The organism is Paenibacillus sp. IITD108, from assembly GCF_036541265.1.
Lineage (GTDB): Bacteria > Bacillota > Bacilli > Paenibacillales > Paenibacillaceae > Pristimantibacillus.
The window spans coordinates 33094-56946 of the sequence record NZ_JAZHCT010000025.1; the positions used below are offsets into that span (position 1 = coordinate 33094).

Genomic DNA, 23853 nt, shown 5'->3' on the forward strand with positions numbered 1-23853 from the left:
GTTCAACAAATGATTTACGTAATAAATTGAATACCGGTAATAATACCTTCCACAAACACTTCATCCGTCCATATTGTCCGAATCACTAGAGATTTTCCGTTCACCTCCAGCTGCCCCTTCGTTAATGCAATGCGGAGCTGTTCATCGGAAAAATGAATGACTCCTTTATGATTTTCAATATATAATTGCCGGTCGCCTATTGCTGTTAAGCGCGGCAAATCAAACACGACATCATGCGGCATATCCAGCAGCTCTGCCGTAGCTTTGTGAAATTTTCTTTTCCAACGACGCATCGCCAATCTAACGTCCTCCTTCACTGCTTACAATTGCTTGCAATGGTGTACTATACCAAACTATGCTCAAACTGCTCATTTTATGTGAAAGGAACGCTAATATGCTGACCGGCTGCGGACTGAATTGAGGCTGTAGCTCCTAAAGCTTCTATAGCATCGACAGCTACCTAAAGCTCATACTCCATCGGCGACTTCCTAAAGCTCCATCACCATTGACTGCTTTCCAAAGCTCCTACACCATCCGGCGACTTCCTAAAGCTCCTACTCCACCGACTGCTTTCTAACGCTCCACACCATTGACGGTTTCCTTAAACTCCTACACCATCGACGACTTCCTAAAGCTCCTACTCCACCGACTGCTTTCTAATGCTCCTACACCATCGGTGACTTTCTAAAGCTTATACTCCATTGACGGTTGCTGCTACCTCCTGATGTTTACCGATATTAACCGACGTTACCAGCTGGTTTCTACGATTTACCACCATTGCCCGCTGTTCTCTGTTGATTATGATTCTAACGAATCCTCCTTTCGCTATTTGACCAAAATCGGCTGATTTAAATTTGTAACGAAAATTAGGTGCGCTATATGTGAACAAACATCGATTTCAGGGCATTTTTAAGCAAATAAGCCACTGTAGATTCGTTAAATTTTTAAAAAGTCCATTTTAGGTATTCTAACGCTACCACGAATCGTTAAATTCAAAAAATAGTTCTGATTCAAGCACCGTTGAAGCACCGGGTGAACAGTCGTCACTCACCTCTTATAAATTTTCAATACACCTCAAAACTATCTAAACTGGCCTGTTAAGAATAACCGCTTTGCCACCATTTGAAGGCGAATTTGTCGCTAAAACATGAAAAGGTATAAGATCGGATCGGATCTTATACCTTCGTACAGAATCTTATAACTTTTTCCTGTTTAGTAAGTTTGCAATGATGAATGGACAAACAGTCGTGGTAGCTAAGTACATTTTATGCATCTAGATTCTCTTTTTTCACCGAATAAACGATTCTAAATGGATTTCATGCATCTAGTTTTATTGAGTTGCCCTATATTCTTCGAATTGCGCCAAACTAAAGGCAGTTTTTCCGCTTAGAATCACAAAAAAGCCAAATTCCTTAAAACTAAGCACAGGAAATGCACTTAGCTTTAGTGCTTGAGTGCTCGTTCCAAAAATCAAATTTGCCAACGTTGCAAAGTAATTATTGCGGTTTTTCAACAGCCCGAGGAAGTGCAATTCTCTAAGCAAGTCCAATTAGCTAAGTAAGGGCAATTCTCTGAGTAAGTCCAATTAGCTAAGTATGTGCACGCAAGCTCTGCTACAAGTAAGTAATTCGCTTCACAAGCGCAGCTGCCAGCGCGCGGTGTTTTGCTACATGACAGCGATCGGCCCGACAAGCGTCCTTATCAAGAATGCTGGAATTGTTCTTCCATTTCCGGCATATTAGCACTCTATCAGATGAGCATCTCTTGTAGTTGAGTAGGGTGATATCACAAATATCGAAAATCGCTTATTAGCAATTGGGATTACCGCAAAAAAAAAGACAAGGAAATGTATCCTTGTCTCAATCCCTACATGTATTAATATCGGCGCCTTGACCTGACCGAACGCGGCCGGTTCAATATTTCGGACCAGACTATCGCTCGGCGCAGCTCCTCACGCGACAATGCCTTCTCATGCCGCTTTGAGGAAATCGTCGACGCCTTCGTCAAATCATTCTCGAGGCTGGCTACACCGATACCGCCATCTGCCGATGCACGTTCTCGAATATCCTGCGCCCTGCGTCTTATTATCTCATCTTCAGCATACTGAACTGATGATGTGGACATATATACGTCCTGCTGCCCGTGATACGCCCGCTTTGCCGCTTCTGAACGCTCCGGGCGCGCCTGGGAAGGCTCAGGGCGCACCTGCTGCGGAGAAGGCCTGACAGGCTGCTGTGGGCGCGGAGAGCGTTGAGGACCGCTGCCCGCATCCTCTCCGCCGAAGGTTGGCATTCTTTGCTGCTTTTGTTCCCGCTTCTTGTTCTTGCTAAAAGTAGAATACAGGAAAAATAAAAAAATCAATACAAAGTAAAAATTTCTCGCAAGAAACGCAATTATTTCATCCAACTGCCTCACCTCCGATCCCAAGCGTAAGCAAGAAGGCACTATCAACTTTAGTGCCGCTCATTACGACTTGTGATTTCCTTTATTATCAGATAGAGGCTCGGTATCGCCAAGCGAGGTTCTCATTTTCGTATCTGCTTCGATGTTTTTGAGGTTCATATAATCCATTACACCAAGCTTGCCGCTTTTTAATGCCTCTGCCATTGCTAACGGAACCTGAGATTCAGATTCTACAACTCTTGCTTCCATCTCAACAACCTTAGCCTTATTCTCTTGCTCTTGAGCAACCGCCATTGCGCGACGCTCCTCAGCTTTTGCCTGAGCAATCTTCTTGTCGGCTTCCGCCTGCTCAGTTTGAAGATGAGCTCCGATATTTTTGCCCACATCTACGTCTGCAATATCGATTGACAAAATTTCAAAAGCAGTACCAGCATCAAGGCCTTTACCAAGCACCGTACGGGAAATCATGTCCGGGTTTTCCAATACATCCTTATGCGAGTTGGAGGAACCAACTGTTGTTACGATACCTTCGCCGACACGGGCAATAATTGTTTCTTCGCCAGCACCCCCGACAAGGCGGTCAATGTTGGCACGGACTGTTACTCGAGCTTTAACCTTTACTTCGATACCATCCTTCGCAACTGCAGCTACTATCGGCGTTTCAATAACACGCGGGTTAACGCTCATTTGAACCGCCTGCAACACATCACGCCCGGCTAGGTCGATCGCAGCAGCACGTTCGAATATAAGCGGAATATTTGCTCGTTGTGCAGCAATCAGAGCGTTAACGACACGGTCTACGTTACCTCCAGCAAGAAAATGGCTTTCCAGCTGGTTAATGCTGAGACCAAGGCCGGCTTTTGTTGCTTTAATTAACGGGTTAACAATTCTGCTTGGTACAACTCGGCGCAGCCTCATCGCAACCAATGTAATAATTCCCACGCGAACTCCTGAAGCGATAGCTGATACCCATAGCATAATCGGGAAAAAGCTTAAAAATACTGATAGCACGATAATCGCAAGCGCTACTACAATTAATATCGTTACCGTTGGATCCAAATCCATAAATAATTACCTCCATATTTGTATTTTTTCATTATGGAACTGCTCAATTGCTTTATATTATATTGCACCATAACCTTACTATACTTGGCTTATTCATTTTCGAATCAATCAGCAGGAACTTCTTTTACTATGATCCACGTACCTTCAGCCTTCGTAACAACAACCTCTTTGCCAATATCGATAAACTCACCGGATGTGACAACGTCATAACGGTCATCGCCAATGACAATCGTACCGGCAGGTCTCAGCTTTGTAATGGCCTTCCCTTTCATGCCAACAAGCGATGTTTTTTCTTCTGCGGATACATAGCCTTCCTCAGTTGTCAGCTTTTCTTTCAAAATGAATTTATTCCATACGCCTCGTCCCTTGTTCGTGCGGGCAATCAGCACAACAATAATGATTGCTATAACGATTGCTACCACTAATGAAATAAACGCTGACAACGGGTTATTTGCAGCAAATATTACTCCTGCTATGAGCGATACACCTCCGATTATGCCAAGTATGCCAAAGCTTGGTACAAATAATTCTATTATAATAAGCGCCAGTCCGAGCACAAAGAGTACAATTGACTCCAAGCCTGCAAAGCCGGCTACATAATGCCCAAAGAAATATAATGCAAATGCTAGACCGCCAACGATGCCTGGAACGCCGAAGCCTGGCAGCAGCAGCTCAATAAGAATGCCCGCTATACCAACTATAAGCAGAATCGTTTTCACATATGAATTAACAATCCATCTTGCTGCCACTTCTGCTGGAGTAGGATCAATCTGAATAATGTCACGGCCATCTAGCTGCAGCCATTTCACTACCTCATCGACCGATGCCAATGTTTGCTCAGAATAGCCTACTTTAAGTGCGTCTTCCGCAGTCAGCGATAAAATTTGACCGGCAGTTTTGTTTTTGCCGATTTGCTCTGTCAAATCGACAACGGCATCAGGGTCTACCATAGCGGCAGCGATATCCTTGTTGCGTCCATTAAGCTCGGCAGCTGCTACCATACGTTCTACCCAAAATGACTTCACTTTAGCATTTTCAATCATCTTTCCCGAGCCGTCCACAACCGCTGCCGCACCAATTACGCTCGCAGGCTGCATTACAATCTGATTCGCATTAAGCGCAATATAGGTCCCCGCGGACATTGCCCGCCCCTCAATAAACGCCGTTGTCGGAATTGTGCTCGAGCGAATCAAATCGCCTATTTTGTCTGCGCTTTCTACTTCTCCGCCCAACGTATTCACGACAAGAATAATATGCTCCGCTCTTGCTTCTTTAGCTTCAGCAAACGCTCTTTCCAAAAAAGACTGCAGTCCGGATTCGATCGATTGCTTAACGGGAATAACAACTACAGCCGGACCGCTCTTAGCAGGCTTTGATTCGGCTGCTACACTGCCCAAGGAAGGCAGTAAACCGGCTGCAAGCATCAATACAAACATTATTAAAATAGCTAGGCGAGCTGCTTTCCATTGTCTCCTCAAGTAAGGTCCTCCTTTTCATCTATATTTGTTTAATACGTTCAAAAAGACACTTCGTTTCAATAGATTAACGTGCATTGGCTGATCATTCCAAATGATATTATATCAGATTTCACAAGCAATATGAGTCTTTGATCACAGTTATTCGATTTTTTCTATGTAAATCCCCGCACTCGTGAATGTATTTACTCATAGCTATAAGCTTTCCTTCCTAGCAAGATACAGGAGTTCTTATTCAACAAAAAAACACCCCTTGCGGGGTGTTTTACGAGTCCGTACGTGTAGTTATTGTAGATATTGCTGTACAAACTGATTTACTAGCTTACTTTCAGCACGCCCTTTAGTTTTTGGCAATAGAGCGCCCATAACTTTCCCCATATCGGCTTTGGAAGAAGCACCGAGTTCGTGGATGGTCTGCCTTACTATCTCTTGAATCTCTTCTTCAGTCAGCTGCTCGGGAAGGTACCCACTAATAATTTCAATTTCTGCTGCAAGATCTGTAACTAGATCATCGCGACCGGCTTTTTTAAATTCTTGGAGGGAATCTTTACGTTGTTTGATCTCACGACTAATAATGTCCAATACTTCGGAATCATCAAGAGGACGTTTAAGGTCAATTTCCAAGTTCTTAACAGAAGCGCGAATCATGCGGATCGTCGTTAACTTGAACTTATCCTTGCTCCTCATCGCACTCTTCATATCGTCGTTCAATCGTTCGCTCAGGTTCATTATGGAAGGATCCTCCTAAAACTTTCTTTTACGCGCAGCCTCGGACTTTTTCTTGCGCTTTACACTTGGCTTTTCATAATGCTTGCGTTTCTTAACCTCAGCGAGGACACCGTCTTTAGCGATGGAACGTTTAAAGCGGCGGAGCGCAGCATCAATAGTTTCGTTTTTGCGAACTTTAGTTTCAGACACCAGTTTTCCCTCCCTCCGAAACAGACCGTCCAGAGCTTTAACACGGTTTATCAAACTTCATTATAAGATAAAATAAATCCCAGTGTCAACTTATGTTAGTCAGCAATTAATTGGCCGAGTTTTTTTCCGCCTAGCAAATGCACATGAAGATGAAAGACAACCTGTCCGCCATCTTTATTAACGTTATTGATCAAGCGATATCCCGCTTCATCTATGCCTAATTCCTTAGCAATTTGGCGTGCTGCGGCAAAAATATCAGCAATAATCGGGCCATCAACAGCCTCAACATCGTTCATCGTCGCAATATGCTTTTTCGGGATAATAACGATATGCACAGGAGCAGCCGGCTGAATATCATGAAAAGCTACTACAGTATCCGACTCATACACTTTTTTTGAAGGCAGTGTACCCTCGATAATTTTGCAAAAAATACAATCCATTATTAAACAACCTCCATTATTTTAGCATTGACAGCACGCGATCAAGTTTATCTCTATTGGCTTAACAAATCGTTATTTACAGGTAATCCACTAGCTTTCTGCCAACACTGACGATAGATGATCCAATATTTACTGTGCGAGTACATTGTTAACCTTTTCTGCAATCGGTGTCAGCTCATAGCCATTAGCAAGTCTGATCATAGAAGAAGTATACCCTTCGATGTTGAACGGAAACCCGGAAAGCTGATCTAATATTTGCTTATACTTATCATTTATCTCTCCAACCTGCTGCTCTTCTTCCGCGCTCCACGGTCCGGAATTAGCACCAATTTGCTGCAGCACAGCTGTCGCTTCCTGCATAAATTGCTCTGCATTTTGTGCAGCCCCCTTTAAGTTTGCTTCATCCAGGGCAGATGCTTCCGCATGCTGCTGAAGCTGCACCAGCGTGTTGTCCTTTGCTAAAAAAACTGCAGCAGTCGCAGCTTTAGCGCGTGCTTTGTCAGCACTGCTCTTATGTTCCTCCAGCAATGCCGCAGTAAACGCAGCAAGCTCTTCCGCCTGCTCCTTGCTTTTAACAACTGCTTGAAAAATTTGCATGCCCCGCTCCTCAAGCTGCTCTTGATTGTGCCGGATGTTTTTCGTATACAGCAGCACATTGCTCGTCACACTGAAAACTAGCAGGACTAAAATAATAGGAATCGCAAACGAGCGCTTACCGGTAGTTTGGCTATTTTGGCTATTCTGGCTATTTTGACTATTCACTTCGGCCCCTCCATCTTCCGCATCCTTAATGATATCGCGTAGCGCATTACTTTATTTTGACGCTTCTTGCGCCATCAAAGAAAAATACAAAGCACTCAGCAACAGGCTTGCCCAGTACTGCTTCAATCGCCTCCGCATACAGCTCAAGCTGAAAACGATGGCGCTCGGCTGCATCATCCCAAGCCGTACCGCTATCCTTAGTGTCATTTATAATATGATCGGTTTTATAATCCAGCAAAACTATCCCCTGCTCATCCTCGAACAAGCAGTCAATAACGCCCTGTATCAACACCGGCTCATGCGCAAGCGCATCCGAGCACTCAGTATACACTCTGCCAGCAGGCAGCATAGCGCTAAACGGCATTTCTCTGCGCACCCACTCCGCCGCCCGCAGTCTGAATCCAAGCTCGCTCTCCAAAAATGCTTTGGCCGCTTGAAGATCGATCGCTTCGGCTTGAGCAGCCGTTATAAGCTGAAGATCAAGCATTTGGCGAAGCGTTAAAGCCAGCTGCTCAGCTGTAACAGCATCTGCCGGCTTCGGCAGCGGAATATGCTGCATATAAGCATGGTTTGCCGTCCCTCGCTCAGCTGCGGTTAATATCTTCTCTTCCATAAATGCCGGCCGCTGAAGCTTCAACGTTCCGGAAGCACTTGAATGGCCGGCATCTCCGGGTGGCTGAATCTTACCCTGCAGCTTCAAACCCGCAGCCAGTTCGCTCCAATCGGCCGCATCCTCCATTCTTTCCTCATTTATTCTTTTCATTTCAGTAACGGAGGTTTTAGCTGCCATGCCGGAAGCCTCAGCATAAGGATATTGCCACTGCAGCTTATCGCTCATTTCATTATCCAATGAATAGTTATCGAGAAGCGCCATGGATGCTACTGCTTGGATTAGATGCTGTTCATCAATACTGTCCGGTTCTTTCGCAATTGCAGCCGCAGCTTCCGCAGCAAGTATAGACGCGGGCATCACTGCCGTTTTCCAGCCCCATGACTGCTCCTCTTGCCCTGAACGCTTCAAGCTTTCCTCGCTATCCAGCTGCTCGCTGCCGTAATACATGGCAAGCGGTCCGAGCCAGTCAAGAAAAGATTGTGCAGAAGCAATACGGTAATCCGGCAGCTCACCCGCATCACCTGCAGCCGCCAGCCATTGACTCTTTTTCTTGGCAGCATCATTCACGGTACCGAGCAAGTACAGCTTTTCCTTTGGACGGGTCAATGCAACGTATAGAATACGCATTTCCTCTGCAAGCAGCTCCATCTTTTGTGCTGAGCGAATCGCGAGATAAGGCAAGGACGGATAGCTCGCCTTCAAGCCTTGATCCACGATGCGCGGACCAAAACCAAGCTGTTTATGAAGAAGAAAAGCGCTGCGCAAATCCTGCTGATTAAACTTCTTGCCAAGCCCGGCGGAAAATACAACCGGAAATTCCAGCCCTTTGCTTTTATGAATAGACATAATCCGAACGACATCTTCGCCTTCACCCAATGCTCTTGCTGTTCCCAAATCGCCCCCGCTTTCCTTCATCCGCTCAATAAATCGCAAAAAGCGAAACAGGCCGCGCATAGAAGTAGATTCAAATTGGCGCGATCGGTCATGCAGCGCGCGCAGGTTCGCCTGCCTTTGCATACCGCCAGGCAAGCCGCCCACAAAATCATAGAAGCCCGTTTCACGGTAAATCAGCCAAAGCAAATCCGGCAGCGAGCCTTGCCTTGCCTCATCGCGCCATTTATCAAGCAAATCCAAAAAGCGCGAAAGCTTCAGCCATAACTCATCTTCCTGCTTCAAGCGGCTTGCTGCCTCAATAACAGCATCGTAATAAGCGCCATGCTTGAGCTGAATGCGAATCCGGGCAAGCTGCTCCGCCGTCAATCCAAACATTGGCGAGCGAAGCACTGCCGCCAGCGGAATATCCTGATACGGATTGTCGATGATGTGAAGCAGAGATAGCATTGTTTGCACTTCTGTCGCATCAAAATATCCGCTGCCAAGCTCCGCATAGGCAGGGATACCCAACTCCTGCAGCTGCTCTATCAAAATCGGCGCCCATTGTGAAGTAGCTCTAAGCAAGATGACAGTATCCCGCCACTCAAAAGGCCGGTAACGCTTTTGCTTGCCGTCATACACCTGATAGCCGTTAGCCTTTAGCTCCAGCAGCTGCGCAGCGATCCAGCGCCCTTCCAGCTGCGCTGTTTGCAGCTCCTGGGCTTCTTCAGCCTCCTGCCTGTTTTCCTCGCCGGAAGCTTCATCCGAATGAAGACTGCTGTCTTCGCTCTCTTGTTCCTCTTGAGCCGCCGCTTTATCTAAAACGGCAAATTGTATCGAGCAGTCAAAGTGCGGGTCTGGAAATGACGCTTGATAGACCAGCTCAGCAGCTTTATCATAATCCATCTCCGCTACCTTCTCGCGCATAATGGAACGGAATACATGATTGACTCCGTCCACCACTTCGGTTCTGCTGCGGAAATTGCGTGCCAGGTCTATTCTTATTCCGGACAGTCCGTCGTCTTCAGTCATTTCGTCATGTACTGCGTATTGCTTCGCTGGTGTATACGACTTATATTTTTGCAAAAAAAGCTGTGGCTCAGCCAAGCGGAAGCGGTATATGCTCTGTTTCACATCGCCAACCATAAATCTGTTACCGGGGCTGTCCCTGGAGAGCAGCTGCACGATGGCCTCTTGAACCGCATTTGTATCCTGGTATTCATCCAGCAAAATTTCTTCAAATTGCCGCTGATATTCAAGCGCCGCCTCGGATGGCAGCAAATGGGACGGCGTGGATTGCGGAGAGCGCAGAATACGCAGGCAATAATGCTCCAAATCGCCAAAATCAAGCAATCCTTTTTGACGCTTGGCCGCTTCATAGCCTTGCGAAAAAGTAATAACAAGCTGCGACAATGCTTCCATTAACGGCGCCAGCTGTTCAACTTCCTCCGCAAACTGCTCCAGTGTCCGGCTAAACAGCTCATGCGACAGCGTTCCGATTTGCTTTTTAGCCGCTTCTCTAAGCTCCTTGCAGCGCTCCTGCAGCAGTTTATCCAGACCATCTCCGCGCACAGCCTTCAGTCTGCCGAATTGAACCGCCCGAAAGGCAGCTGTCCATTCATTCCAGCCGCCGCTTTCAAGAGCGGCGCGGGCAGCTTCAATAAGCTGAAGCTCCTCTGCAATCGTCTGCACGTACGCAAGTGGTCCGCCTGGCTGCTCAGCGGCAAGCTTAGCCTCCCTAAGAAGCAATATCGCACCATCCGCAGCCAGTATAATCGACTGCCTCAGGCTTTGCGCCCATACCGATTGCTCCAATTCGGCCGGATCGCTTATTTTATAAGCTTCTGCCATCTGCTCCAGCCAATATTCAGGCCACGGATGGCTCTGTGAAAATTGAAATAACTGCTGTACAAGCCGATATAATGGCTCGTCTCCCCGCTCGCCGCCAAAATAATCGACAAGCTGCAGGAACGAGCCATGCTCGGCTGCAGCGTTGTAGCGCTGCTCGAACAGTTCGTCGAGCACTTCCAGCCGCAGCAGCTCGCTCTCTGTTTCATTAGCGATTCTAAAGCCGGGATCAAGCTCAAGCAATGGATAGTAGCGGCGAATGGCATCAAGGCAAAACGAATGCAGCGTCGTAATCGAAGCGCGATTCATAAGTGCAAGCTGCTTGCGCAAATGCTCGGAATGCGGATTGACGGCAAGCTGCTTCTCAAGCGCTATGCTGATTCTTTCCTTCATCTCAGCAGCAGCGGCCTTCGTAAAGGTCGCCACTAGCAACCGATCGACGTCGGTGTTGTGTGAAATTTTGCGTATAATACGTTCAACAAGAACCGCTGTTTTCCCTGAGCCTGCAGCTGCAGCAACTAGAATATTCGCGCCGCTCGTATCGATTGCCGTCCATTGGTCATCCGTCCATTGACTGCCTTCCGGTTTAGGCGAAGCTTCATTTACCATTGGCTATACCTCCCTTCTCCACTGCTCCCATAGCTCTTCTTCGGTCAGCTTGTTCATTTTTTTATATGAATTGCCTGCAATTAAAGGATCGAACTGGCATACTGCTTTATAATCGCAATATTCGCATGGCGTTTTATTTCCTATTCGGTAAGGCTCTATTGCGACTACCCCTTTTTTAATTGAGCACCCTACCTGAGCGATTTGATCGCGAATAGCTTGACGAAGCATCGTCCACTGCTCATTCGTTACGACGGAGGAGCTGCTGTAAAAGCTTTCGTCCTTTTTAATCGCCACAGGCAACAAATCGGAATAGCCGCTTTCCAATTGATTGTCCATCCATCTGACTGCCTGCACATCAGCACTGATAAGCCCTTTTGTTTTGAATTTCTTGAGGAGCTGGGCGTTAGCCTCTGCTTGCGAAGGCCTGCTGGACATGCTAAGCGTAGGGTTGTGGACATGAAAATATAATACACCTGCCGGCAGCACCGGTTTGCCAAGCCATCGCTCGGCATGCGTTAGCAATACATCCATATAGGTGAGCATTTGCAGCGATAGGCCATAAGCTACATCCTGCAGCTGAAGCGAGGTTGAGCTCGATTTGTAATCGACCACCCTTAACAGCAGGCCATCCTCGGTTTCAGCTGCATCAACGCGGTCAATCCGGCCTATCAGCTCCATCTCGCCGCCGTCTGACAGCGGGATGCTGAGCGCAGGCAGCACCGCCCCTGGTCCAAAGTCTATCTCCGTTCCGACAGGCTGAAATTTAGCTCTGCGCGCATGCTCGCCCAAAATCAAAGCGGCCTGCAAAATAATATCTTTAAGCTTTTGCGTGACGTATTGGAAACGCCCGCTGCTGAGCAATATTTGCGACTGCAGCTTGGGAGCAAGCTCCTCCACGATAGCCTTCGATGCGCTGTCCAGCTCATCTCTTGTTGCGCTTCCCCAGCTCGCACCTTGGTTCTCAGAAAGCCTGCTTAGGGCAGCATGGAAGAGCTGTCCTATATCAGGCGCCTCCAGTTTGTAGAGCTTGCGCTCGCGCAGCTTAAGGCCGTGGATGGCAAAATGCTGGAATGGGCAGGATACGAACCTTTCCATACGCGACACGCTGCCTTTTAAATCGGAGCCATAAAGCTTTTTAGCCGTTACGACACTGAGAGGCTGCTCATCATTACGATAAAACAGAGAGCGCGTCAACAAGGCGAGTCTCTCTTTCCAAATCGGTCTTGCAGCAAACCAATTGTACACGCCCCACCAAAAATCTGGTATCTGCTGACCATGCTGCCATTGCTGCAGCATAGCAATCAGATAGGTGAGGCTGCGCTGCGGATGTTCTACATATTGCCTTTGTTCCTGCTCACACATCGATGAAACCGGCTCAGCAGCCGGCTCCTGAATGACGAGAGCAGGAAACAGCTTTTTAATTTGCCTTATAATTTCGGAAGGCAGCAGCCCTTTTCCCTCTGCATCCGCTTGAGCCCAGCTAATCCACAAATGATCGCTGGCTGATGTTAATGCATTATAAATAATGAATCTTTCGTCAAGAAGCCTTCGATTAATGCTTGGAGCCATCTGCAAGCCGCTTTGCGCCAGCTGCTCACGCTCAGGTTCTGACAAGAGGCCGTCCTCCTGATAGCGCATCGGCATAACTCCATCATTAGCGCCGGCGATATAGCATACTTTGATTTGACCGGATCTTGTTCGATCCATGCTGCCTATCAGCACCTGATCAAGCGCCGGCGGAACGGAAGCTAGCTTTAGGCTGTCAAGCCCGGCCTGTACCATGCCGATGAGAAGCTCCAGTTCCACCTGCTCGGCGCCTGCAATACTTACGAGCTGATCCAGCATATTCATAATGCTGCTCCATAATTGCCGATGATTCCGTGCCTTCCGCACCTCGCCTGCTTCCATTTGCTTCTCGCTCCACGCCTCCAGCCGCTCTGCCGCACCTGCTTCCTCAAGCAGCAAATAGATTGCTTCGCACATTTGACGTACATTGGCGGCTTTCGTTAATCGTTGTTCAAAACGCTGCAGCTTTTCGACAATCGATTGTCTGGCGGCCATCACTGCTTCAAATTGCAGCCTGGCTTCCTCCGTTATAACGGGCTCCTGACCTGTGTCCTGCTCTAAATCTATTCTGGCTTGCGGCGTCCAATAATGAGCGTCCTGCCATTTCCAGCTGCTGATTCCTCTGGCCAGCACGTAGTTTTCCAGCAGATCATACCATTCTCTTGGCAGGCTGCTGTCCAGCGGAAACAACAACTCTGTTTTGATACAGCGAAATACAGCGTCATGCTGCCAGCCGTAAGAAACCGTTTCAAGCGCAGAGCTAATAAATTCTACAAGCGGATGATGAAATGCTTTTTCCTTTTGGTCGATAAAAAACGGAATATTATAATCGGTAAAAATAAGTTCAATATAATCCAAATAATCTTCGCTATTGCGCAGCATAACTGCGCAATCACGCCATCTGATTTGATCCTCTCTCGCTCTTCTCAGCAAGTCCCGCGCAATCGCTTCTACTTCCGCCCGTCTGTTCGCAGCCGCATGAAGCGACAATCCCGCAGCAGCTTCTGCAGTACCGCTTCCTGCTGCCTCCTTAACAGGCTGTTCGGGCACATAAGCCCGGCCAAATCCGCGCTCCAGCACCGCTAGCATTTCATTATCGGCCACCCTTGCAGGGCTTCCTTCTGCGCAAAGTTGAATCGTCGGCAGCAGCTCGACATGCTGCTCCTCGGCAAGCTTGCTAAGCGCAATGAACGTCTCTGCTGTCGGATGAAACAGATCCAGCTCATGCGGCCTTTCCATGCTGCTATAAGGACGATCCAGCGTTAAAGCTACCGTTACGCTTGCCGCTGAACGAATAATTGTACGAAGCGCTTCATATTCAGCAGGAGTGAAGCCATGAAAGCCGTCGATCCAAATATGCGCTTGGTCCATGGAAGGCGCTTGATCAAATTGATCGCGCAATCGATGCAAATAATCCTCGGCATCCAAATAATGCCCACTCATTTGCTGCTCGGCATAATGATACAGCAGGGCTAAATCATGGAGCTTGCGTTCAAGCAGCAGGGATGAGGAGCCGGTTATGTTACCCAGCTGCCGCTCCACTTCCGCTGCATCAATGCCATATCGCTTCCATTCCGTAAGCAGCTCCACGAGCCGTTCCATAAAGCCCGGCTGGGACAAGCCGCCTGAAAATAACTGCAGCTCATTAGCCTGCTGACGGATAACCTTGTGAAGAAGCATATGCTTGCCTGTATCCGAAATCGGCGTAATCGCTGTTCCTCCCGTCTCCTGCATGACACGGAAGGCTAGCCGCCGAAAGCTGAGCGCCTGAGCCCGCAAGGAGCCCTGCAGACTGTTTTGCTGGAGCAGCCCATATTCCGTCTGGAACGACGCTTGCTCGGGAACTAATGCAATAAGCGGCGAGCCTAGCGGCTCCTCTCTGAGCCGCTTCGTAATTTGCTGCAAACAATAGGTCGTCTTGCCTGAGCCTGATCTCCCTATTACAAATTGCAAGGACATTACGCACCTACTCCTTTCATTCCGTCAGCCGGCACAGCAGAGCTTGTCATGCCTGTCCCGTCTCTTGCATATGTATAACTATAAATGCCAATTATTTTGTCTAAGAATTAGGAGAAAACAACGATGATACAATCTATTATTTTTCCTATGGTTTTCGGTTTTGCAGTGTTTATGGTCGGCATGAAATTGATGGAGCTTGCGCTGCATCGACTGGCCGGACCCTATTTATCATCTATTTTGGAACGTTCTACAGCAACGCCGCTGCACGGAATGGCTGTAGGCACGATTACGACCGCTTTTTTACAAAGCAGCACCGCCGTAACTATCCTATCAATCGGTCTCGTTAACGCGGGACTGCTAACTTTCTCAAGAACGCTCGGCATTATATTAGGCACCAACATCGGCTCCTGTATTACAACGGAGCTGATCGGGCTTAATATTACGAAGCTGGCTATTCCTTTTATCGCTTTTTCATTTGCGATTTGGCTGCTAACCGCCTTGCTGGGCGAAATGGGGCTTTTGCCAAGCTATAAATCTAGCAATTGGCTGAAGCCGCTAAGATCCGCCTCTGTAGCGATGGGAGGCTTCGGCCTGCTGCTAGCCGGGCTATCCATTATGCAAAGCTCCGGACCGGCAATTCAAGAAAGCGAGCTATTCAGCTGGTTTTTGCAAAAATCAGCGACAAGCTTATGGTGGGGATTGGCTGCCGGTACGATTCTTACAGCATTAGTACACAGCAGCGCCGCTGTCATCGGCATGATTATGGGATTTACGATGATTGGTGCTATGCCGATCGAGCTTGGCATAGCTATCGTACTGGGTGCAAATGTCGGCACTTGCGCTACAGCATTGCTTGCATCGATCGGCGGATCGAAGGCAGGATTTTATGTTGCCCTGTCGCACGTTATTCTCAATATAAGCGGCGCCCTGCTCTTCATGCCATTCATCGATCAATTGATGCTCGTATCAGACTGGCTATCCGGCACACCATCGTCTCAAATTGCACGTGCGCAAACGATCTTCAATGTGGCAAGCTCACTGCTCGCCCTGCCGGTCTGCTATTTCGGGTTTATAAAAAAGCTTGATCCCGCCGGTAATACTAAGGGATAGCAACGCCTAGAAGCTTTAAGGCGCCTGCAACGATGCGATCATTATTTTCATAACCCAGCTGTTTTTGCATGCGCCAGGCTTCCAGCGGCTCAAACCATTCTACGCCGCGTATTTCCTCTACCTGCGCCTGCAGCTCGCCACCGACAGCTTTTACCAAGTAATAATGAACCTCTTTATTGACAACGCCATATTCAGCGTGCTCATACTGGTACTTAATTTGAGCGATCGGCTTAATAATTTCACCTTGCAAGCCTGTTTCCTCAGCGATTTCCCGTAGAGCAGTCTGCTCTACGGTCTCGCCAGCTTCCATCTTACCTTTGGGGAGCGAAACTTTGCCGTAACGGTCCTGAATAAGCTGAATCTGCAATTTTCCTTTATCCGTATGGCGGTATACAACTCCGCCGGCTGAAATTTCCTTCATGTTCCTTCCCCCTTCACAACAATTACTACATAGTATATGCAACAAAGGATTCCTTCATCTTATTCAGCAGCATCGCTGAAAAGATTAGGAATCCTGTTGCGCGCAAGGGAGCGAGGCTTATATCGCCTCAGGCGTTCGCTTGCTCTCCAGCACGCGGACCAGTTGGCCGCGGCATTCATTGACACCTGCTTCCGTCACTTTGACCCGGCATAATTGGCCGATTAAAGATTCATCGCCTTCAAATACAATCTGGATGTAGTTATCGGAGTAACCCATAACCAGTCCTGTGCCAGGCGCCCCTTTATAGTCTCGCTCCGGAATAACATCCAGCACTTCGCCAACGAATTTCTGGGCGTACTGCAGCTGCATCTTTTCAGATAAATCTATAAGCTTATGCACTCGTTCATTTTTAATTTCTTCATCAATTTGATCTTCCATTCGCGCGGCAGGCGTACCTGTACGCTTGGAATAAGGAAATACGTGCATTTCCGCAAATTGCAGTTCCTCCATAAATTTAAAGCCATTTTCAAACATCTCCTCAGTCTCACCAGGGAAACCTACTATGACATCCGTTGTAATGGCAACACCAGGCATCGCCTCGTGCAATCGTTTAATTTTGGCAGCGAACTCTTCTGTTGTATACTTGCGTCGCATCCGCTTGAGTACAGCATTATCGCCAGCTTGCAGCGGAATATGCAAATGGCGGCACATTTTGCTTGACCGGTTGAGCACCTCGATCATCGCATCGTCAATTTGGCTTGCTTCGATCGAACTGATCCGGATACGCTCCAGACCTTCAACTTTATCCAAATCCCATAAAAGGCTTGTCAAATTGTAATTTTCCATATCATCGCCATAGCCGCCTGTATGAATACCTGTCAGCACAATCTCTTTATAGCCTGCGGCAACGAGATTGCGGGCTTGGTCAAGCACGCTTTGCGCCTCACGGCTGCGCGACAAACCGCGCGACCATGGAATAATGCAGAAGGTGCAGAAATTGTTGCAGCCCTCTTGAATTTTCAAGAAAGCTCTGGTACGTTCAGTAAAATCAGGAACGTCCAGCTCTTCGAAGCTGCGGGTTTTCATAATATTGCGAACTGCATTGACCGGCTGCCGCTTCTCTTGAATCTCTTTCACAAAGCTCATTATTTTGTCGCGGTCTTGTGTCCCGATTACGAGATCGACCCCTTCAATCGCCATAATCTCAGCAGGCGAGGTTTGCGCGTAGCAGCCTGTCACCGCTACGATTGCATCAGGATTACGCCTAATTGCACGGCGAATAATTTGCCTGCTTTTTTTGTCCCCCGTATTCGTTACCGTACAAGTATTGATTAAATAAACATCTGCTGTCGATTCCTCAAAATCGACCTGCTCATAGCCTTCATTCTTGAACAGCTGCCAAATCGCTTCTGTATCATAGAAGTTTACTTTGCATCCTAATGTATAAAATGCGACGGATGGCATGATGATTACGCTCCTTCCATTTCTCCAGCTTCATATAGTAAGCAGGTTAACGCTACGATCCCTGCTGTTTCTGTTCGCAGTATACGTCTGCCAAGCCCTGCTATTACCGCTCCTGCAGCCTCAGCTTCCCGTGCCTCGCGCTCGGTAAAGCCCCCTTCAGGACCTACAATAACCAACAAATTCGCGTTATTATGCACTTCCCCGCTGCCGGCTTCCAACTGCTGTTTCCAGCGCTTTACTGCTGTTCCAATGCCTCTGCTGACAGCCTGCCTGCCTTCTTCCTCATAGCAAAATAACGCTAAATCAAATTGCTCTATCTCGTTTAGCAGCTCTTTCCAGCTGCGCACAGCAGCAACCATTGGAACGATGCTGCGATGAGCCTGTTCCGAGGCTTCCTTTGCAATTTTATTCCATCGCTCAAGGCGCTTGGCTTCTTTTTTGCTATCATATTGTACAATCATGCGTTCCGATTCAAAAGGAACAAACGCGGCCGCTCCGATCTCGGTCCCTTTTTGAATGACAAGCTCCATCTTATCGCCTTTAGGCAAGCTTTGGGCAATTGTAATGGACCATCTTGGCTCATTGTCATCGTCCAGCCACTCTAGTATCTCACCCGTCACCAGCTCAGCTGAAACCTCTTTTACGGAGACTAAAGCAGCGCGCCCTTTTCCATCAGCAGCAATAAATTTGCTGTTTTCTTTCATTCTCATAACTCTTGAAGCATGGTGAGCGTCGTTGCCAATTAACCGAACCTCATTCCCGCTCCACTGCTCCGCCTCTATCATATAGCGCTGCATGACAGCTAACCACCCTTAAATCATTAATATAACACGAAAATAATTCCGAAAGCCATTTACAAAAAGAGGTGAACGGCTTTGATAACGGCATTTGCAATAACACCGCCGAGATTTAAGATAGGATCGAGCGTTACCTCTCTTAACGGCGGGATAAAAACCATCAGCAAAAAGAAAATCATGCCCCACTGCGCATTTTGCTCTACCTGCAGCCTTTGTCTAAGCGGTAAAAACTCAACCGCAATGCGATAGCCGTCAAGCGGAGGCAATGGAATTAAATTAAATACGAACAATAAAAAATTATAAGTGATCATAAAATGAAAGAATAACATAATTGCTTTCGTAAGCTGAGGCGATCCAGCATCAAGCAGACCTGTTACATGCAACACATTAATAGCAATTACGCTAATAATACCGAGCAGCAAATTGCTTAAAGGCCCTGCTGCAGAAACAATGATGCTCATTACCCGAGGGTTTTTAAAATTGCTCGCTCGCACCGGCACAGGGCGAGCCCAGCCAAAGCCGGCGATCAATATCAGTATCGAACCGAGCAAGTCAAGATGAACAGCAGGATTCAGCGTCACCCTGCCTTCCTTATACGCTGTATCATCGCCAAATTTGTATGCAGTATAGGCATGTGCGAACTCATGTACCGTAAAAGCAATAATTATCGCTAAAGCAAAGAACGGGAGCTCGTCCAGCGACACTCGAAGAAAATTTTCCAGACTCATCCAGCCACCTGAGGCTTACGCGCAACGAACGCGATCCAATCCTCTTCTCTCTGCTTTTCCACAATTTCAAAGCCGTGCTGTATCAGCCCTTCTTCCACAGCCTCTTCTTTGTTTTTAAACACGCCCGAAGCGATATAGATGCCGCCTGGTTTAAGCGCTTCATAGACGTCCTCGACAAACAGCAAAATAATTTCTGCCAAAATATTGGCAACGACCAAATCAACAGGCACGCTAACGCCGATGGATGTCTCATCACCGCTCTGCTTACTCTCTTCATCACGCAGGACACCGAGCAAATCGCTCAGCTTGACATCAACACGCTCTGACAAGCCGTTCAGCCTGACGTTTTCAGTTGCGCTTGAAACGGCAACAGGATCAAGATCAAGCGCAAGCACTCTCTTAACACCCAAATGGCATGCTCCGATAGCCAAAATGCCCGAGCCCGTCCCGACATCGATCATTTCCTCGCCCCCGGTTACGACGCTCTCAAGCGTCCGAAGGCATAGCGCAGTCGTCGGGTGCGTACCTGTGCCGAAAGCCATGCCTGGATCGAGCTCGATGATTTTCTCGTTTGCACCTGCTTCGTAATCTTCCCAGGTAGGTTTGATCGTTAATGTTTCCGATACCCGGATCGGCTTGAAAAATTGCTTCCACGCGTTCGCCCAGTCCTCTTCATCAACCATAGCGAATGAAAATGTGACCTCGCCAACGTTGATATCGAATTGCTTAAGTTCATCGATACGCGGCTTTATTTGTTCAATCAATTCATTTAAATTAATATCTTCCGTAAAATATCCTTTAATAACCGCCTGTCCCTCAGGTATATCATTAAGCGGATGCTCATACCATTGGCCAAGCGAAGTGTCGCGAGGCTTGTTAAGCGTCCCGGATTCCTCAATTGAAACGCCGTCTGCATCCATTTCATGCAAAAAATTTGATATCATCTCAACTGCTTCTTCCGTCGTCGAGATTGTAAGTTCCTGCCACTTCATGATTAAATGCCCTCCAATACGTCAAGAAGAAACATCATTGCCGCTTTAAGCGATGCAACTTGTTTCTTGGTAATGTACAAGTAGAAACGCAGTGCGTCCCGTACACAAGTCGAAACCGTTTCTCGTTGAAACCCACCCTCTATTGTACACCACATTAGGCATCCAGCACAAAGCTTTATCAAAAACATTGAGACAATCTGTTTGACGGAAGGCTATTTTTTATTTATTTAAACGAGGGAGCCGTTACATTACTCTTCTAGCTCAGATTCAAGCGGCAGTTCAGCAAAATTGATCTTGTCCAAATCATTATTAAAAGTTTCCGTCTGTTCGTCGTTTTTTTGCTTGAAATCACTTTCGTTCAGCAGTTTGTCATCTAATTGTTTCTTCTTTTCTTTACCCATATTGTCCAGCTCCTTTAACATCTTATAAGGCAAATCTTCATGCCATTATTACTATGTATTGTTGAACTGACCGCTGCTTTTCATTCGTATTTCAATAAAACTCCGCCAATCATGCTAATCTTTCAGTCTTAAAAATAATAAAAGCCTAACCTATGCATATTTCTATGCATAAGCCAGGCTTATTAAGTCGACATATGATACTGTCACTAGCAGTTCGCCTATCGCTTAATGGCATGCTTAATCGCCGCGAAACGCTTTTTTCATCCGTTCAAAAATCGACTCATGATGCTCGCCTTGCTCAACATTTGTTTCGCCGGCAATACCGCCGAATTGACGCAGCAAATCCTTCTGTTCTTCTGTAAGTTTAGTAGGAGTCACTAACGTTACCTTGACATGCTGATCGCCCTGGCCATAGCCTCGCAATTTGGGCACGCCCTTTCCTTTCAATCGGAAGTACGTTCCGGTTTGTGTACCGGCCGGAATTTTGAGCTTTACCTTTTCCGTCAATGTAGGGATTTCTATTTCATCACCCAGCGCCGCCTGCACAAAGGTTAGCGGCACCTCGCAATATATATCGTCGCCCTCGCGATCGAAAAATTCATGCGGCTTTACTCGCAGCACAATATACAAATCCCCAGCCGGACCGCCTCTCAGGCCGCCTTCACCTTCGCCGCTAATGCGAATTTGTGCGCCTTCATCCACACCAGCCGGAATATTAACTTTAATTTTACGCTGCTTCTTCACCTGGCCTGCGCCATGGCAAGTTCCACATTTTTCTTTAATTACCTTGCCTGTACCGCTGCAGTTTGAGCACGCTCTGCGGTTAACCATTCGGCCGAACGGCGTATTGGATACAACCTCCTGCTGTCCGCTTCCGCGGCACACCGAACAGGTTTCAGGATGCGTCCCAGGCTTGGCGCCTGTACCTCGGCATGGTTCACACGATTCCGTACGAGGAATTGTAATTTCTGTTTCCTTGCCAAATACCGCTTCCTTGAAATCAATCGTCATCGTATACTGCAAGTCATTGCCGCGTTGCGGCGCATTAGGATCTCTTCTGCCGCCACCGCCGCCAAAGAACATATCAAATATGTCGCCAAAGCCGCCAAAATCTGCTCCGCCGGCGCCGCCCATCCCTTGATTCGGGTCAACATGCCCATAGCGATCATAGGTGGAGCGCTTGCCGTCATCGCTTAGCACGTCATAAGCTTCTTTTACTTCTTTAAATTTCTCTTCAGCATCCGCTGCTTTATTGACGTCAGGATGATATTGCCGGGCAAGCCTGCGATAAGATTTCTTTATATCATCAGCTGAGGCATCTTTGCTTATGCCAAGCACCTCGTAATAATCTCGTTTATTTGCCACCTGATCTCACCTCCGCAATATCATATGATAACATAAGCTTATAATTACTTGCTTGCATTACGAAAAAATAGTAAGAAAATTATTTAATGCTATTTCCATGAAAAGGAGGCCAAAGTCAGGAAGCCCCTGTCTTTGACCTCACAACCGCTAAATTCGCTCTTACTTGTTGTCGTCAACAACCTCATAATCTGCATCTACAACATTATCTTTGCCTTTAGCACCAGACTGCTCAGCACCAGCGTCAGCTCCAGGCGCGCCTTGTGCTTGCTCATACAGCTTAACAGACAGCTGTTGAACAATTTCAGTCAGCTCAGTTGTTGCAGCATTAATTTGCTCAATATCATCGGTAGCTAGAGCAGCTACCAGTTTATCCTTCGCAGCGTTCGCTTTGTCAATCTCAGAAGCATCGACTTTGTCGCCAAGGTCTTTAATTGTTTTTTCAACCGTATATACCAATTGGTCCCCGTTATTTTTTGCTTCTACCAAATCACGGCGCTTGCGGTCCTCTTCAGCATGCAGCTCGGCATCCTTCATCATTTTGTCGATTTCTTCATCGCTCAGACCGCTGGAAGAAGTGATTGTAATGTTTTGGCTCTTGCCTGTTCCTTTATCCAGTGCAGATACGTTTACGATACCGTTGGCATCAATGTCGAAGGTTACTTCGATCTGCGGCACACCGCGCGGTGCAGGAGGAATATCGCTTAGCGTAAAGCGGCCAAGCGTTTTGTTGCCTGCTGCCATAGAGCGCTCGCCCTGAAGAACATGAATTTCTACACCCGGCTGATTGTCTGCATAAGTGGAGAAAACTTGTGATTTGCTTGTAGGAATAGTTGTGTTGCGCTCAATCATCTTAGTAAACACGCCGCCAGCTGTTTCAATACCAAGTGAAAGCGGGGTAACGTCAAGCAATACAACGTCCTTCACATCGCCGCTTAAAATACCTGCCTGAACAGCAGCTCCCAAAGCAACTACTTCATCCGGGTTCACACCTTTATGAGGCTCTTTGCCGGTTAGCTTCTTAACCGCTTCTTGTACAGCAGGAACACGAGTCGAGCCGCCGACAAGAACAATTTTATGAATTTCATTAGCAGACAAGCCAGCATCGCTTAGCGCTTGACGAACCGGGCCAAGCGTACGCTCAACAAGCGGAGCAGCAAGCTCTTCGAATTTAGCGCGGGACAGACTCATCTCCAAATGCTGTGGAACTCCGTCTACCATCGTAATAAACGGCAAGGAAATAGATGTGGTAAGCACGCCGGACAACTCTTTCTTCGCTTTCTCAGCAGCATCCTTAAGACGCTGTACTGCAGCCTTGTCCTTAGAAAGATCTATACCTTGCTCCTTCTTGAACTGCTCAACAAGGTAATCAATAATAACTTGGTCGAAATCGTCTCCGCCCAGTTTGTTATCGCCGCTTGTAGCTTTAACTTCAAAGAAGCCGTCGCCAAGCTCAAGAATAGAAACGTCGAATGTACCGCCGCCGAGGTCGTATACAAGGATCGTTTGATCTTCTGTTTTTTCCAAACCGTAAGCTAGAGCTGCTGCAGTCGGCTCATTAACGATACGCAAAACTTCCAAGCCGGCAATTTTACCAGCATCCTTAGTCGCTTGACGCTGGCTGTCGTTGAAGTATGCAGGAACCGTAATAACTGCTTGCGTTACCGGCTGGCCAAGATAAGCTTCTGCATCAGACTTCAGCTTTTGAAGAATAATAGCCGAAATTTCTTGCGGCGTATACTCTTTGTCATCTACTTTTTCTTTATGGTTTGTACCGATATGTCTTTTTATCGAGCTGATCGTACGGTCCGGATTAGTGATGGCCTGGCGTTTTGCTGTTTCGCCAACGACACGCTCGCCGTCCTTTTTAAAGCCTACTACAGAAGGAGTAGTGCGGTTGCCTTCCGGATTTGGAATAACGACAGCTTCGCCGCCTTCCATTACGGATACGCAGGAGTTAGTTGTACCAAGGTCAATACCAATTACTTTACTCATAATCAAAGTGCCTCCTCAATAATCAATTGCAATATAACGACGTTGCCGTCCG

The 23853-nt window shown here is 47.3% G+C and carries 20 protein-coding genes; 1 reads left to right on the forward strand and 19 read right to left on the reverse strand.

Features of this window, described 5'->3' with window-relative positions:
* Window positions 1-14: 14 nt before the first annotated feature.
* From yqfC to addB, 11 genes are all read right to left on the reverse strand, one after another.
* A complete protein-coding gene (yqfC, locus tag V1L65_RS20215) occupies window positions 15-293 on the reverse strand; it encodes a sporulation protein YqfC (RefSeq protein ID WP_331701102.1) in 279 nt (92 codons plus the stop codon).
* Window positions 294-1330: 1037 nt separating this feature from the next.
* On the reverse strand, window positions 1331-1483 hold the full coding sequence (locus V1L65_RS20220) for a hypothetical protein (protein ID WP_331701046.1): 153 nt from the start codon (window positions 1481-1483) through the stop codon (window positions 1331-1333).
* A gap of 392 nt (window positions 1484-1875) precedes the next feature.
* Window positions 1876-2406, reverse strand: coding sequence for a hypothetical protein (locus V1L65_RS20225; protein ID WP_331701047.1), 531 nt, complete (start codon window positions 2404-2406; stop codon window positions 1876-1878).
* Window positions 2407-2466: 60 nt separating this feature from the next.
* Window positions 2467-3468, reverse strand: a complete 1002-nt coding sequence (gene floA / locus V1L65_RS20230) for a flotillin-like protein FloA (RefSeq protein WP_331701048.1) — start codon at window positions 3466-3468, stop codon at window positions 2467-2469.
* A gap of 104 nt (window positions 3469-3572) precedes the next feature.
* Window positions 3573-4904 carry an NfeD family protein gene (locus V1L65_RS20235; RefSeq protein WP_331701103.1) on the reverse strand — a complete coding sequence of 444 codons (1332 nt, stop codon included), beginning with the start codon at window positions 4902-4904 and terminating at the stop codon, window positions 3573-3575.
* A gap of 324 nt (window positions 4905-5228) precedes the next feature.
* Window positions 5229-5672 carry a GatB/YqeY domain-containing protein gene (locus V1L65_RS20240; protein ID WP_331701049.1) on the reverse strand — a complete coding sequence of 148 codons (444 nt, stop codon included), beginning with the start codon at window positions 5670-5672 and terminating at the stop codon, window positions 5229-5231.
* Between the two features lie 15 nt (window positions 5673-5687).
* Window positions 5688-5861, reverse strand: coding sequence for a 30S ribosomal protein S21 (rpsU, locus tag V1L65_RS20245; RefSeq protein ID WP_005547957.1), 174 nt, complete (start codon window positions 5859-5861; stop codon window positions 5688-5690).
* Between the two features lie 95 nt (window positions 5862-5956).
* Entirely contained in the window at window positions 5957-6301 is a 345-nt protein-coding gene (locus V1L65_RS20250) for a histidine triad nucleotide-binding protein (protein ID WP_331701053.1), read from the reverse strand.
* Window positions 6302-6430: 129 nt separating this feature from the next.
* Window positions 6431-7063, reverse strand: coding sequence for a hypothetical protein (locus V1L65_RS20255; RefSeq protein WP_331701054.1), 633 nt, complete (start codon window positions 7061-7063; stop codon window positions 6431-6433).
* Window positions 7064-7109: 46 nt separating this feature from the next.
* A complete protein-coding gene (gene addA / locus V1L65_RS20260; RefSeq protein ID WP_331701055.1) occupies window positions 7110-11006 on the reverse strand; it encodes a helicase-exonuclease AddAB subunit AddA in 3897 nt (1298 codons plus the stop codon).
* A 3-nt stretch (window positions 11007-11009) separates the two neighbouring features.
* Window positions 11010-14531: a helicase-exonuclease AddAB subunit AddB gene (gene addB, locus V1L65_RS20265; RefSeq protein ID WP_331701056.1), complete on the reverse strand. Its 3522-nt coding sequence runs from the start codon at window positions 14529-14531 to the stop codon at window positions 11010-11012.
* A gap of 123 nt (window positions 14532-14654) precedes the next feature.
* Here addB and V1L65_RS20270 point away from each other — a divergent pair, with 123 nt between their 5' ends.
* Window positions 14655-15641, forward strand: coding sequence for a Na/Pi cotransporter family protein (locus V1L65_RS20270; RefSeq protein ID WP_331701057.1), 987 nt, complete (start codon window positions 14655-14657; stop codon window positions 15639-15641).
* Here V1L65_RS20270 and V1L65_RS20275 read toward each other — a convergent pair.
* The 8 genes from V1L65_RS20275 to dnaK all read right to left on the reverse strand — a co-directional run bounded on the left by V1L65_RS20275 (window position 15631) and on the right by dnaK (window position 23801).
* A complete protein-coding gene (locus V1L65_RS20275) occupies window positions 15631-16062 on the reverse strand; it encodes an NUDIX hydrolase (protein ID WP_331701058.1) in 432 nt (143 codons plus the stop codon). The genes V1L65_RS20270 and V1L65_RS20275 overlap by 11 nt on opposite strands.
* Window positions 16063-16179: 117 nt before the next feature.
* Window positions 16180-17526, reverse strand: coding sequence for a tRNA (N(6)-L-threonylcarbamoyladenosine(37)-C(2))-methylthiotransferase MtaB (gene mtaB / locus V1L65_RS20280; protein WP_331701059.1), 1347 nt, complete (start codon window positions 17524-17526; stop codon window positions 16180-16182).
* 5 nt (window positions 17527-17531) lie between these two features.
* The gene (locus V1L65_RS20285) at window positions 17532-18323 is read right to left on the reverse strand and encodes an RsmE family RNA methyltransferase (protein ID WP_331701060.1); all 792 of its coding nucleotides are present in this window, start codon (window positions 18321-18323) and stop codon (window positions 17532-17534) included.
* A gap of 56 nt (window positions 18324-18379) precedes the next feature.
* On the reverse strand, window positions 18380-19051 hold the full coding sequence (locus V1L65_RS20290) for a site-2 protease family protein (RefSeq protein ID WP_331701061.1): 672 nt from the start codon (window positions 19049-19051) through the stop codon (window positions 18380-18382).
* Window positions 19048-20043 carry a 50S ribosomal protein L11 methyltransferase gene (prmA, locus tag V1L65_RS20295; RefSeq protein WP_331701062.1) on the reverse strand — a complete coding sequence of 332 codons (996 nt, stop codon included), beginning with the start codon at window positions 20041-20043 and terminating at the stop codon, window positions 19048-19050. The genes V1L65_RS20290 and prmA overlap by 4 nt, the downstream gene beginning before the upstream one ends.
* A 248-nt stretch (window positions 20044-20291) precedes the next feature.
* Window positions 20292-20444 (reverse strand): hypothetical protein, encoded by a 153-nt coding sequence (locus V1L65_RS20300; protein WP_331701063.1) that lies wholly within the window; start codon window positions 20442-20444, stop codon window positions 20292-20294.
* Between the two features lie 237 nt (window positions 20445-20681).
* Window positions 20682-21809 (reverse strand): molecular chaperone DnaJ, encoded by a 1128-nt coding sequence (gene dnaJ / locus V1L65_RS20305; protein WP_331701064.1) that lies wholly within the window; start codon window positions 21807-21809, stop codon window positions 20682-20684.
* A 159-nt stretch (window positions 21810-21968) separates the two neighbouring features.
* The gene (gene dnaK, locus V1L65_RS20310) at window positions 21969-23801 is read right to left on the reverse strand and encodes a molecular chaperone DnaK (RefSeq protein WP_331701065.1); all 1833 of its coding nucleotides are present in this window, start codon (window positions 23799-23801) and stop codon (window positions 21969-21971) included.
* Window positions 23802-23853 lie beyond the last annotated feature (52 nt).